General features: G+C 73.5%; 12 protein-coding genes. 8 read left to right on the top strand and 4 right to left on the bottom strand.

Annotation, left to right across the window (positions count from 1 at the left end):
* Positions 1 to 123 precede the first annotated feature (123 nt).
* On the top strand, positions 124 to 1,167 hold the full coding sequence (locus BS73_RS32890; RefSeq protein WP_051941271.1) for a PP2C family protein-serine/threonine phosphatase: 1,044 nt from the start codon (positions 124 to 126) through the stop codon (positions 1,165 to 1,167).
* A 51-nt stretch (positions 1,168 to 1,218) separates the two neighbouring features.
* Here BS73_RS32890 and BS73_RS32885 read toward each other — a convergent pair whose 3' ends face one another.
* The 4 genes from BS73_RS32885 to BS73_RS32870 all read right to left on the bottom strand — a co-directional run bounded on the left by BS73_RS32885 (position 1,219) and on the right by BS73_RS32870 (position 4,718).
* Positions 1,219 to 2,091 carry a TylF/MycF/NovP-related O-methyltransferase gene (locus BS73_RS32885; protein WP_037578009.1) on the bottom strand — a complete coding sequence of 291 codons (873 nt, stop codon included), beginning with the start codon at positions 2,089 to 2,091 and terminating at the stop codon, positions 1,219 to 1,221.
* A gap of 130 nt (positions 2,092 to 2,221) precedes the next feature.
* Positions 2,222 to 3,028 (bottom strand): amino acid ABC transporter ATP-binding protein, encoded by an 807-nt coding sequence (locus BS73_RS32880; protein WP_051941270.1) that lies wholly within the window; start codon positions 3,026 to 3,028, stop codon positions 2,222 to 2,224.
* A gap of 5 nt (positions 3,029 to 3,033) precedes the next feature.
* The gene (locus BS73_RS32875; protein WP_051941269.1) at positions 3,034 to 3,882 is read right to left on the bottom strand and encodes an amino acid ABC transporter permease; all 849 of its coding nucleotides are present in this window, start codon (positions 3,880 to 3,882) and stop codon (positions 3,034 to 3,036) included.
* The gene (locus BS73_RS32870; RefSeq protein ID WP_037578006.1) at positions 3,879 to 4,718 is read right to left on the bottom strand and encodes an ABC transporter substrate-binding protein; all 840 of its coding nucleotides are present in this window, start codon (positions 4,716 to 4,718) and stop codon (positions 3,879 to 3,881) included. The genes BS73_RS32875 and BS73_RS32870 overlap by 4 nt, the downstream gene beginning before the upstream one ends.
* A gap of 463 nt (positions 4,719 to 5,181) precedes the next feature.
* Between BS73_RS32870 and BS73_RS38525 the strand changes: the two genes are divergently transcribed.
* The 7 genes from BS73_RS38525 (at position 5,182) to BS73_RS32835 (ending at position 12,243) form a co-directional block, all read left to right on the top strand.
* On the top strand, positions 5,182 to 6,627 hold the full coding sequence (locus BS73_RS38525) for an ATP-binding protein (protein WP_161789729.1): 1,446 nt from the start codon (positions 5,182 to 5,184) through the stop codon (positions 6,625 to 6,627).
* Complete coding sequence (locus BS73_RS38520) at positions 6,624 to 7,076, top strand: roadblock/LC7 domain-containing protein (protein WP_051941267.1); 453 nt, start codon at positions 6,624 to 6,626, stop codon at positions 7,074 to 7,076. The genes BS73_RS38525 and BS73_RS38520 overlap by 4 nt, the downstream gene beginning before the upstream one ends.
* Positions 7,073 to 7,450 (top strand): DUF742 domain-containing protein, encoded by a 378-nt coding sequence (locus tag BS73_RS32855; protein ID WP_051941266.1) that lies wholly within the window; start codon positions 7,073 to 7,075, stop codon positions 7,448 to 7,450. The genes BS73_RS38520 and BS73_RS32855 overlap by 4 nt, the downstream gene beginning before the upstream one ends.
* Positions 7,428 to 8,072, top strand: a complete 645-nt coding sequence (locus BS73_RS32850) for a GTP-binding protein (protein ID WP_037578005.1) — start codon at positions 7,428 to 7,430, stop codon at positions 8,070 to 8,072. The genes BS73_RS32855 and BS73_RS32850 overlap by 23 nt, the downstream gene beginning before the upstream one ends.
* Positions 8,069 to 9,337: a cytochrome P450 family protein gene (locus BS73_RS32845; protein WP_051941265.1), complete on the top strand. Its 1,269-nt coding sequence runs from the start codon at positions 8,069 to 8,071 to the stop codon at positions 9,335 to 9,337. Before BS73_RS32850 ends, BS73_RS32845 begins: the two co-directional genes overlap by 4 nt.
* Positions 9,338 to 9,406: 69 nt before the next feature.
* Entirely contained in the window at positions 9,407 to 10,591 is a 1,185-nt protein-coding gene (locus BS73_RS32840) for a polyprenyl synthetase family protein (RefSeq protein WP_051941264.1), read from the top strand.
* Positions 10,588 to 12,243, top strand: a complete 1,656-nt coding sequence (locus BS73_RS32835; protein ID WP_051941263.1) for a prenyltransferase/squalene oxidase repeat-containing protein — start codon at positions 10,588 to 10,590, stop codon at positions 12,241 to 12,243. The genes BS73_RS32840 and BS73_RS32835 overlap by 4 nt, the downstream gene beginning before the upstream one ends.
* Positions 12,244 to 12,268 lie beyond the last annotated feature (25 nt).

Below are 12,268 nucleotides of genomic sequence, written 5' to 3'. Positions count from 1 at the left end.
CGAACATGATCCGATCGATTCCCGGCAGAACCGTGCCATGGCCACGCATCCGTTGTGCCGGGCCCCTATCGTCGGCCCGTCAGCCACCGCTGACCCCAGCCGCCTTGACGGCAAGTCAGGTCCATGACCATGGAGGGCGACCACGACGTGCGTCGGGACTCATCGCAGCGGCTCGGCCGGTCGGCCACGGCGGCGACCGCGGCACTCGCGGTCGCCGCACTCGCCCTGACGGCCGTGGCCGCGGGCCTGCGGCACGCCCTGGACACCCTCGGGTTCGCGCTGGACGCCCCGGCCGTCGCGCTGATCGGCGCCGTGGCGGTGTCCGCCGTCCGTCGCCGGGAGGCCGCCGAGCGCGCCGCCCACCGGATCGCGCGGGCCGCCCGCCGGGCGATGCTCCGCCCGGTGGCGCCCCGGGTGGCCGGCCTGTCGCTGGCCGTCCGCTACCACTGCCCGGCCGGCGCGGACCGCCTCCTCCCCGGCGACCCGCCGGGCCCCACCCTCCGCGAGGTGGACTCGGTGGGCGGCGACCTCTACGACGTCGCCGACACCCCGTACGGGCTGCGGCTGATCGTCGGGGACGTGCGCGGCCAGGGTCTGGCGGCGGCGCCCCTGGCCGCGGCCGTCCTCGGCCACTTCCGCGATCTCGCGTACACCTCGCCGGACCTGGTCCGGCTCACCCGGGAGCTGGACGACCGGCTGGCCGCCGCCCTCAGGCCGGAGGACTTCGTCACCGCCGTGCTCGCCGAGTTCGGCCCGGCCGAGGTGCGGATCGTCAACTGCGGCCACCCGGCGCCGGTCCGGGTCGGCGAGCGGCTGGAACCGCTGGCCGGCGCCGAGCCCGCGCCGCCGCTCGGCCTCTGCCCGGAGCCGATGCAGCTGCGGGCCCGGCTGGCGCCCTGCGAGCGCCTCCTCTTCTACACCGACGGCCTCACCGAGGCCCGGGACGGGGAAGGCGAGATGTTCCGCTGGAGCGAGGCGGTACGCCGCTCGCTCACCGAACCGCTGCTGGACGACTCGCTCGACGCCCTGCTGGGGCTCCTCCGCGCGCACACGGCGGAGGCGCCGGGGAACGCCGACGACCTCACCCTGCTCCTCGTCCAGCCGCTGCCGCGGCCGGTCGTGCCGTCCCCCGCCGACCCGGCGCACCGGCCGCGGACCGGGATCTGACGGAACGTCAATCCCGGTCGGCGGTCCGGGCCGGGGCCGGCGCCGGACGGTTCACGGCTTGACCGCGATCCGCCCCTCGTCCATCCGGAGCAGCAGCAGCCGCTCGCCGGTCTTCTCCATGAACTCGTCCACGGCCTGCCGCGAGCCCTGCCAGTAGCCGTAGTCGTCGATCAGCAGCACGCCCCCGCTCACCAACCGCGAGTACAGGTGCTCCAGTTCGTGCTTGGTGGAGGCGTACCAGTCGGTGTCCAGGCGGAGCACCGAGATCTGCTCCGGCGCCTCGCCCGGCACGGTGTCCTCCACCTTGCCCTGGACGTAGTGCAGCCTCTCCTCCGGATAGGCGAGCTCCGCGAAGCCGGCCTTGACGTCGTCCAGCGAGGCCACCGCCCAGATCGGCCGGTCCTTCTCGTAGGCCGCCAGCAGTTCCGCCGCGGTCTTGCCGTCGCTGCGGGTGTCCTCCTCGGTGGGCGGGGTCATCCCCTCGAAGGTGTCGAAGAGGTAGAGGTCGCGGTCGGTGACCCCGAGCGAGAGGAGGGTCCTGGCGCAGGCCTGCATCGAGCCGCCGCGCCAGACCCCGCACTCCACGATGTCCCCGGGGATGCCGTGCTTGACGACATGCCGGGTGGCCAGGATGAACGCGTTGAGGCGCTCAGGGGAGGTCATCGTGAACGGCTTGACCGCGCGGATGACCTCCTTCGCCTCCTCGTCGTAGTCCTCCGGCAGCTTCAGCGGGGGCGCGGGCTTCGGCGCGGCCGGCTCAGGAGCGGGGGCGGGGGCGGGCGCCGGATCGGGCGCGGGTTTCGGCGCGGCGGGCGCTGCCGCCTCCGGCGGCCCCGGCGGGGCGGTCCGCGGTTTGTTGCTACGGGTCAGGTGGTAGCCCGTGAGACGCGTCAGGGCTCCGTTCACAGCACGTTGCCAAGCCATGCCCAGCGACGGTACGCGACCCGAAACATCCCTGTCCCGCAAAGCCGAACACTTTTTCATAACGGGCCGCCGCCGCTTCCCGGCAACTAATGGGCATATGCCCACTGGGGCGGCGGCGGCCCGCTCCCCCTCACGTCGAGGCGGTCTCCTCGGGGTTCTCCTCCGGGCGGACCACCCGGGCCAGGAACTCCCGGGTCCGCGGGTGCCGGGGGCTGCCGAGGACCTCCTCGGGGCTGCCCTCCTCCACCACCACGCCGCCGTCCATGAAGACCACCCGGTCGGCCACCTCGCGGGCGAACCCCATCTCATGGGTGACCACCAGCATGGTCATCCCCTCGTCGGCGAGGCCGCGCATCACCGCCAGCACGTCCCCGACCAGCTCGGGGTCGAGGGCGCTGGTCGGCTCGTCGAAGAGCATCAGCTCGGGTTGCATGGAGAGGGCGCGGGCGATCGCCACCCGCTGCTGCTGCCCGCCGGAGAGCTGCGAGGGGAAGCTGCCCGCCTTCTCGGCCAGGCCGACCCGGTCCAGGTTCTCCCGGGCGATCCGGGCCGCCTCCTCCTGGCCGCGGCCCAGCACCCGGCGCTGGGCGATGGTCAGGTTCCGCTCCACGTTGAGATGCGGGAAGAGGTTGAACTGCTGGAACACCATGCCGATCCGCCGCCGCACCCGGTCGATGTCCACGTCCGGATCGGTGATGTCGGTGCCGCCCACCAGGACGCGGCCGCTGGTCGGCCGCTCCAGCAGGTTCGCGCAGCGCAGCAGGGTGGACTTGCCGGAGCCGGAGGGGCCGATCACGCAGACCACCTCACCGGGGGCGATGGCGAAGTCCACCCCCCGCAGCACCTCCAGCTCGCCGAAGGACTTGTGCAGCCCGCGGATCTCGATCGCCGCGTCCGCCGTCTCGGGCGCCGCCGTGTCGGACGTCGTCGCGCTCATGCGCGTCACCTCGCCTTGGAGTGCCGCGCCTCCAGGCGCCGCACCAGGTAGCCGAGCGGGATGGTGATCAGCAGGTAGCAGAGTCCGGCCACGAAGATCGGGGTGATGTTCGCGGTCTGGCTGGCCAGGTCCCGCCCGAACTTGGTGAGTTCGCGCTCCTGCATGGTGACGCCGAGGAAGAGCACCAGCGAGGAGTCCTTGAAGAGGAGGACCAGCTCGTTGGTGAGCGGCGGCACGATGATCCGGAAGGCCTGCGGGATGACGATGGACCGCATCGCCATCCCGTGCGACATCCCGAGGGTGCGGGCGGCCTCCATCTGCCCGGGCGGCACGGCCTGCAGCCCGGCCCGGATGGTCTCCGCCATATAGGCCGCGGAGACCAGCCCGATGGCGACCGTGACCTGACCGACCGTGCCGCCGGGGAAGACCACCCCGGGGAAGGCCAGCGGGATGCCCACGCCCACGAAGATGAAGATGAGCAGCGCCGGCAGGCCGCGGAAGACCTCGACGTAGGCGCCGGCCAGCCACCGGTACGGGCCCACCGAGGAGAGCCGCATCAGGGCCACCACCAGGCCGAGGACGAGCCCGGCGGCGAACCCGGAGAGGGTGTAGACGACGGTGTTCACCAGCGCCGTGGTGATCACGTCGGGGAACATCTGCCTGGCCACCGACCAGTTGAGGAACTGCTGCCGCAGCACGGTCCAGTCGGCGAATCCGCCGAGCAGCGCGAGCGCCGCGACCAGCACCAGGTACTGGGTGCCGCGGAGCAGCGTCCGGCGGCGGCGCGGGGAGAGCCCGGAGCGCACAGGACCAGGGGCCGGGGTGGAGGGTGGAGCGGGCGCCGGCGCTGTCATCCGATGTTCCCCGCGCTCTTCGGCATCGGGCCGATCCACTGCTCGTAGAGCTTCTTGTAGGCGCCGTCCGCGATGGCCTGCTTGATCACCTCGTCGACGGTGGCGAGCAGCTTGGGGTTGCCGCCCTTCTTCACCGCGAAGCCGTACTGCTCGCCGGTGTCGATGTCGCCGGCGAGGGCGAACTTCGACGAGTTGGCCGGGTCCTTCAGCCAGTTCTGGACCACCGGGTAGTCCTGGATGATCACGTCCACCGCGCCCGTCCGCAGCCCGTTGAGCTCCGCGTCCGAGCTCTCGTAGGAGACCGGGTCGCCGCCGTGGGCGTTGGCGTAGTCCTCGCCGGTGGTGGAGGACTGCGAACCGAGCTTGAGCTTCCGCGACTCGACCGCGGCCAGGTCGGTCGCCGGGACGCCCTTGCGGGCCATCAGCGCCTGGGTGGCGTCGAAGTACGGGACGGAGAAGTCCAGATGCCGCTTGCGTTCCGGAGTGATGGTCATCCCCGCCGCGGCTATGTCGCAGCTGCCGGCGTCGAGCGCGGCACCGGTCTTGATGGTCTCGAAGGAGGTGTCGATGATCTGCTGCTTCACCCCGAGCTTCTTGGCCACCAGGTCGATCAGCGAGACGTCGAACCCGACCACCTTGCCGTTCTGGGTGGACTGGAAGGGCGCGTACGGGAGATGGGTGCAGGTGGTCAGCCGGCCCTTCTTGACCAGCTTCACCCCGTTCGACAGTGTCGTCTCCTGGCTCTGCGCGCTGCAGGCGGTGGCCAGGAGGGCGACGGCGGCGGCGAGGGCTGTGGCGGCGGCATAGCGGTGGCGGGACCTGCTGGTCGGTCGCATCGGGGTTCCCCTAGAGAGGTGCACGAAGGTCACGGAATTCGGCAGTGCTGGGACGCGGTGGCGCACGGGGCCGGCGCCGCCGTGGGTGGTGGCGGCGGGTACCCCGCGATGATCCGGTGGGTTGCCATACCCTGGCCCAGCCTCAGGGCAGAAGTCCAGCGCACGGGGCCTTTTCCGGAGGGCGGCGCAGCGGGCCGCGCTGCGCACCGCCGCCGCGCACCGCCGCCGCGGACGTGCCGTGTGGTGCCCGGAGTCAACGAGGCTGTATAACTGGCACACCGTCAATTTCTGTCCGGTGTTGAAGACTTGGTGCCGAAGTTGATGTGATGAGGCGAACGAGCATGAGCCTTTGTGCTCGGGAATTGTGCGAGTTCGCAGGACCTACTGTCCGGTCCCGGGGCGGCGCACGGCGGGGAGTGCGGCCGTTCGTCGCTCGCGGGCCCCGAACCTCTGCCGGGGAAGCGTGAGTTCGATACCAGAGACGGCCGCCGGGATACTCGGCGGCACGACCCTTGTCGGCGCCGCCGGAGCAGCGCTGCTGGCCCGCTCCAGAAGCGCGCTGCGGGGCAGACTACGTGAGCGAACGGCCGAGTTGAGCCGCTCGGAGCTGGACGTCGGCTCCGCGCAGGCGAAATACGCACAACTTCTTGCCGAACTCCGCCACCTTGTGACCAACAGGCTTCCGGCGCAGGTGCAGAATGTGGAGAGTTCGCGCTTTCCGGTGCCCGGCCCCCTCCACCCCGATCTGGCCGAGGCCGCCGAGCTGGGCCAGTCCGTACTGGACCTCCTGGCCGGTTCGGTGGAGAAGTCCCGGCGCCGGGTGGACGCCTCGGCGCAGGCCGCGCTGCGCGGCGCCTCGACCGACATCCAGGCACTGCTCTTCCAGCTCCAGACGCGGATCACCGAGCTCCAGATGAAGGCCGAGTCCGTCGAGCCGGACATCGCCCGGGTCTTCTTCGAGATGGACCACCTCAACGAGCAGGTCGCCCGCCGGGTGCAGCGCGCGGCCATCGTCTGCGGCGGCTGGCCGGGGATGGTCCGCCCGGACACCTTCCTCTCCGAGGTGGTCAGCGGAGCCCAGTCCCGGCTCGCCGGCTACGAGCGGATCAAGGTCACCTCCCAGCTCCCGGACCCCCGTACCGGCGTGGCCGGCCGGGTGGCCGAGCCGCTCGCGGTGGCCCTCGGCGAGCTGATGGCCAACGCCCTGGAGCACTCCCGGGACGACCTGGAGGTCCAGGTGGCGCTGATGCAGGGGGACAGCGGGACGGTCTCGGTGGTCGTCGACGACGCGGGCACCGGGATGACCCCCGAGGCGATCCGCCGCGGCCGGCGCCTGGTCTCCGGCGAGGACCGCGAGGACCTGCTGCTGACCGAGCTCGGCGACCCTCCCGCGCTGGGCTTCGCCGCCTGCGGCCGGCTGGCCGCCGACCACGGCTTCCGGATCGAGATCGGCCAGGTCTCCCCCTACGGCGGAACCCGCGCGGTGGTGTCCATCCCGCCCGACCTGCTGACCGAGATGGACGAGGAGGAGCAGATGTCCGCCCTGGCAGCGGGCACCGCGGCGCCCCCGCGCAGCCCGCACGTCACCGCCCCGGCCGGCCCCGAGGACTTCGCGGGCCCCGGGGCCCGAGAGGACGGCGGGGAATCCGCGGGCTCCCCGGCCGCCGCGTCCTCCGCGCCGGCCGAGCCGGCATCCTCCTCCGAGCCGGCCCCGCCCGCCGACGCCAACGACCTCCCGCAGCGGCGGAGGAGGAACCGCGCGGCCCAGGAGGCCGCCGCGCCCGCCCGGCCGGTCGACCCGGACCGGGCCGCGGCCGTGTGGGACCAGTTCCAGCAGGGCGTGCGGAGCGGACGCTCCGACGGAGAAGACGGCGACAACTCCGAGAACTCGGGCGAGGACGAGAAGTGACCGACACCAGCGACTCATCATCTCTGCGCGAGCGGCTCCAGGACCCGTCCTGGGTCCTCAACCCGCTCACCGACATCAACGGGGTGCTGCACGCCCTCATCCTGTCCGTGGACGGCATGGTGGTGGCGGCGTCGGAGGGACTCGCCCGGGAGGAGGCCGAGGGGATCGCCGCGATGTCCTCCGCCCTCCACGGGGCGGCCAGGACCGCGACCAACTCCGCGCTGGGCGCGCCGACCTCGACCCCGGTCGAGACCGTCACCGTGCAGACCCAGAACGGGATCTACATGATGATGCCGGCCGGCAGCGCCTCGAACGCCTTCATCGCGGTCGCCGGGACCGACAAGATGCCGATGGGCGTGGCCGCCCACACCATGGCCCGGCAGGCCCGGAAGCTGGGCGAGCATCTGATGTCGGTCGGCGCCCGCAGCGACGACGGCGGCACATCGTGAGCCGCGGCCCGGCCCGGCGCCGGATGGTGCCGTCCTACCTCGCCGCCCAGGGCGGCGTCACCCCCACCGTGTTCAGCCTCCAGCCGCTGACCGCGCTGCGGGCCACCGGTCTGCCCCCCGGGCCCGCGCACACCCCCGGGCAGCAGCGGCTGCTCGACCTCCTCTCGGGCGGGGCGCTCTCGGTCAGCGAGACCGCGGCCTACCTCGATCTGCCGGTGAGCATGTGCAGGCTGCTCGCGGCCCAGCTGATCGACGACGGATGCCTGCGCGCGGAGGTTCCGCTGCCGGACGCACTCGCCCCCGACGAAACGGCCCCGCGGCCCTCGGCCGGACTCCTGAAGGAGGTGCTCAATGGTCTCCTCTCCCTCCGTTGACCAGGTCCGCGCCGGGGCCCGCCCCGGCGCCCCGGTCTACCTGCCGGACGAGACCCACCGCCGGGTGAAGATCCTGGTCGCCGGCCCGCTGGGGATCGGCAAGACCACCTTCATCCGCACCATGTCCGAGATCCCCACCCTCCACACGGACGAGGTGATGACGAACGCCGCCGCCACGGCCGACGACCTCTCCCTGGACGGGCTGAAGGACAAGCGGACCACCACGGTCGCCATCGACTTCGGCCGGCTCACCCTCGGCCCCGGCACCGGCTCGCAGATCATCCTCTACCTCTACGGGACGCCCGGTCAGCGCCGGTTCCTGCCGCTCTGGGAGGACATCGCCCGAGGTGCCCTGGGTGCCCTCGTCCTGGTCGACACACGCCGTCTTGACGACTCCTTCGAGGTGATGGATCTCATAGAGGAAGCCGGATTGGACTACGCGGTCGGGGTCAACAATTTCCCCGACTCTCCCGACTACGACCTGGAGGTGGTGCGGTCCAAGCTCGACCTGGCCCCGTCCACGCCCCTGGTCGTGTGCGACGCCCGGGATCGCACCTCGAGCCTGGAATCCCTCATCGCCCTGTCCACCCATCTCGTAGCCCGTGCCGGAGAGGCCCAGTGACCGCAACGACCACGACCTCGTCGTTCACCCCTGTGCGACTGCACGGGCCGGAGCACGCCGCCGACCCGCAGCGCAGCTACGAGCTGCTGCGCGCCCAGGGGCCGGTCGGCCTGGCCGAGATCGACGAGGGCGTCCACGCGTATGTCGTCACCGACTACCGGGCCGCCCTCGACCTGCTGCGGGACACCGAGACCTGGAGCAAGGACACCCGCCCGTGGCTGCACCGGGTGCCGGAGACCAGTGCGGTGCGGCCGATGGTGGAGTGGCGGCCGTCGGTCTTCTTCGCCGACGGCGCGGAGCACGACCGGCTGCGTACCGTGATCACTGACAGCTTCGCCCTCCTCGACCCGGACGACGTCCGCCGCCGCACCTTCCGCTACGCGGACGAGCTGCTCCGGGGCTTCGCCGCGGAGGGCCGGGCCGACCTGGTCTCGCAGTACGCGGTCCGGCTGCCGCTGATGGTGTTCAACGCGCTCTTCGGCATGCCGGACGCGGAGGCGGACGACCTCATCCACGCCCTGACCGCGATGGTGGACGGCGACGAGTCGGACAAGGCCAAGGGCGCCCAGACCTTCCAGGCCTACCTGTCCCGGCTCTACACCTCCAAGCTGAGCCGGCGCGGCCAGGACCTCACCTCCTGGTACCTGGACCACCCGAACGGGCTGGACCAGGACGAGGTGGTCAACCAGGTCCTGATCACCCTCGGCGCGGGCAACGAGCCGCTGGCCAACCTGATCGCCAACACCCTGCTGCGGCTCCTCACCGACGAACGGTACTTCTCCGACCTGTCCACCGGCGGCCTGCCGGTGCAGAGCGCCATCCACGAGTCCCTCTGGGCGGACGCGCCGCTGGCCACCTACTCCCTCCACATCGCGCGCCGGGACGTCGCCTTCCACGGCGTGCTGATCCCGGTCGGCTCGCCGGTGATGGTCTCCTACGCCGCCGCGAACACCTGCCCCTACGCGGGGGCTCCCACCGAGGGGCAGCGCTCGGGGCCGCGCGCCCACCTCTCCTTCGCGGCCGGACCGCACACCTGCCCCGCCCAGTCGACCGCTCTGCTGGTGGCGACCGCCGCCGTGGAGCGGCTGCTCGGCTTTCTGCCGGACATCGAGATCGCCGTCCCCAAGGAGGAGCTGACCTACCGCCCGAGCCCCGTCCACCGCAGCCTGTCCGCGCTGCCGGTCACCTTCACCGCCCTCCACCCGCAATCCCGGGTCGCCAACCCCTGGTCCGCCAGGACCGCGGCGGTACCCGATACCCCCTGACCCCTGGGTGCCACAGCCTCGAGTGCATGTGCGCCTGAGTTCTTCCTCGCCCCCCGAGAGGAACCGACGTTGACGCACACCGGAATCCTGACCTCGACCGATCATCTGGACCTGCCCTCGATCCGCGCTGACATCGATGCCACGCTCGACGACTTCCTGACCGCCAAGGAGGACACCGCCCCCGGCCCCGAACTCGGCGCCCTCAGCGGTGTCCTCCGCCGCAGCCTGGTCGGTGGGAAGCGGATCCGCCCCCTGCTCTGCGTGGTCGGCTGGCACGCCGGGGCCGGCCCGGCCGCCGGCGCCGCATCCCCATCCGCGTCCGCGTCCGTATCCGCATCCGTATCCGTCGCCGGCCGGCCCGTCCGGGAGACCCCCGACGCGGTGCTGCGGCTCGCCGCCGCCCTGGAGCTCTTCCAGTCCTTCGCCCTCGTCCACGACGACATCATCGACGCCGCGGACCTCCGCCGCGGCCGGCCCACCGCCCACCGCGAACTCGCCGCCGCCCACGCCTCCGCCCGCGTCCCCGCCGGTCGGCCGGACGATCCCCGGTCCGAGGCGCACGGCCTGTCGGCCGGCCTCCTCCTCGGCGACCTCGCCCTCGTCTGGTCCGACGAGCTGCTGCACACCGCGGGCCTGACGCCGGGTCAGCTCTCCCGCGTCCTCCCGGTGCTCGACCTGATGCGCACCGAGATCGTCTACGGCCAGTACCTCGACCTGGTGCACACCGGCCGGCCCGCCGCCCGTCCCAGCGTGGAGGACGCACTGCGGGTGCTGCACTACAAGACCGCCACCTACACCGTCCTGCGCCCGCTGCTGACCGGCGCCGCCGCGGCCGGCGCCACCGACCGCGTCCGGCGCGCCTGCGAGGCATACGCGCTGCCCCTGGGCGAGGCCTACCAGCTGCGGGACGACCTGCTGGGGCTCTTCGGGGACCCGGAGCGCACCGGCAAGGCGGGCCTCGGCGACCTGCGGGAAGGCAAGGCCACGGTGCCGATCGCGCTCGCCCTCCACCGGGCCACCGGGCCCGATCTCCGGCTGCTGCGGGACCGCCTGGGCGCCGACGACCTCACCGAGGCGGAGGCCGGCCGGATCCGGCGGATCGTGGACGCCACCGGCGCCCGGAGCACCGCCGAGGACATGATCACTGACCGCTACAAGGCGGCGCTGGACGCACTCGACAGCGGTGCGCTTCCGCCCGCGGTGTCCGCCGCGCTGCGGGAGATAGCCCTGGCATCCACTAGGAGGCAGTCGTGAAGCAGGCACCGCTGGACCGGCCCACCGCCCCCGCCGGGGCGGAGAGCGCCGCCGCCGCGCTCCTCGCCTCGGTCGACCGCGACCCGTGGGGCAGCGTCCGCCCCTCGGTCTACGAGACGGCCCGGGTGCTCTCGCTCGCGCCCTGGCTGCCCGGCGAGCGGACCCGGCTGGACTACCTCCTCGACCGGCAGGCGGCGGACGGGAGTTGGGGCGAGGGGCCGGTGCGGTACCGGCTGCTGCCGACCCTCAGCGCGGTGGAGGCGCTGCTGGCGGTGGTGCGCCGGGACGCCGTCGGCGGCTCCCCGGCAGCCCTCGCGTCCACGGCGCGGGCGGCGCGGGCAGCGCGGGCGGCGGCGGACGGCCTGGCCGCGCTCCGCGCCCTGCCGTCCACCGGGCCCTGGCCGGACACCGCGGCGGCGGAGATCCTGGTCCCGGCGCTCTTCTCCGCCCTGGCCGGGCAACTGGACGCGCTGGCCCGGCAGCCGGACGCCCCAGAGCCGCTGGGCCCGTGGCTGCGCGCCGGTCGGCCCGCCCCACCGCCCGCCTACCGGTCGGAGTACCCGGCCGCGGTGGCGGCCAAGGTGCTGGCCGCCCACCTCCCGGAGAAGCTCCACCACACCTACGAGGGGGTCGCCGCCCACCTCCCGCCCGCCACCGCGCCCGCCACCGGGCGGCTGCTGGGCAGCTCCCCCGCGGCCACCGCCGCGGCAGCGGCCACCGGAGGCCCGGCGGACCGGGAGGAGGCGGCCCGGCTGCTCGCCCCGGTCGCCGCCCGCTACCGCGGCCTGTTCCCGGAGGCGGCCCCGATCACCGTCTTCGAACGCCTGTGGGTCGGCGCCGCGCTGGCCCGGGCCGGACTGCTGACGGACCGTCAACTCACGGTGGCCGGAGGCTGGGCCGCCGGCCTCTACCACCCGGCCGGGGTACGCGGCGCCCCCGGTCTGATGGTGGACGCGGACGACACCTCGATGGCCCTGGTCACCGCGCTGCTCACGGGCGGCGCCCCGGACCCGGCGCCGCTGCGGCTCTTCGCCCGCGACCGCCACTACGACTGCTACCTCGGCGAGGACACCGGCTCGGTCACCGCCAACGCCCACGCCGCCCAGGCCCTCGCCCTCCACCTGCGCCGCGTCGGCGGCCGGGACCGGGCGGCGGCGGACCGGCTGCGGCAGGTGCGCGGCTGGCTGATCGAGCAGCAGGACCCGGAGGGCCCCTGGCCGGACAAGTGGCACGCCTCCCCGTACTACGCCACCGCGCGCTGCGTCGCCGCCCTCGCCGGGGCGGATCAGCCCGGCGCCGCCCGGGCCGTCGCCCGCGCCGCCGCCTGGGCGGCCGGCAGCCAACGCCCCGACGGCTCCTGGGGGGTGTGGACGGGCACGGCCGAGGAGACCGCCTACGGCGTGCAGATCCTGCGGTACGCGGGCGGCGGCGCCGAGCCGGCCGGCCGGGACGCCCTGGACCGGGCCGGCGCGGTCCTCCGTCGGGCGGCCGGGGACCCGGACCACCACCACCCCGCGCTGTGGCACGACAAGACCCTCTACGCGCCCCTCGCCATGATCCGCGCCGAGATCCTCGCCGCACTCGCCGCAACCGGAGCAACCGCCGCAAGCCCCGCCCTCGCGGCTCCGGCCGCCCCGGCCGCCGCCGAGTGACCGGCACCGGCACCGGCACCGGCAC

Origin of the sequence: Phaeacidiphilus oryzae TH49, assembly GCF_000744815.1 — a bacterium.
GTDB lineage: Bacteria > Actinomycetota > Actinomycetes > Streptomycetales > Streptomycetaceae > Phaeacidiphilus > Phaeacidiphilus oryzae.
This window is presented reverse-complemented; position numbering and strand designations above follow the sequence as displayed.

What these genes read in the sequence shown, in the direction of transcription:
- BS73_RS32890 (WP_051941271.1), top strand. Translation starts at nt 124, where the DNA reads ATGACCATGGAGGGCGACCACGACGTGCGTCGGGACTCATCGCAGCGG.
- BS73_RS32885 (WP_037578009.1), bottom strand. Translation starts at nt 2,091, where the DNA reads ATGGCTTGGCAACGTGCTGTGAACGGAGCCCTGACGCGTCTCACGGGC.
- BS73_RS32880 (WP_051941270.1), bottom strand. Translation starts at nt 3,028, where the DNA reads ATGAGCGCGACGACGTCCGACACGGCGGCGCCCGAGACGGCGGACGCG.
- BS73_RS32875 (WP_051941269.1), bottom strand. Translation starts at nt 3,882, where the DNA reads ATGACAGCGCCGGCGCCCGCTCCACCCTCCACCCCGGCCCCTGGTCCT.
- BS73_RS32870 (WP_037578006.1), bottom strand. Translation starts at nt 4,718, where the DNA reads ATGCGACCGACCAGCAGGTCCCGCCACCGCTATGCCGCCGCCACAGCC.
- BS73_RS32850 (WP_037578005.1), top strand. Translation starts at nt 7,428, where the DNA reads ATGGTCTCCTCTCCCTCCGTTGACCAGGTCCGCGCCGGGGCCCGCCCC.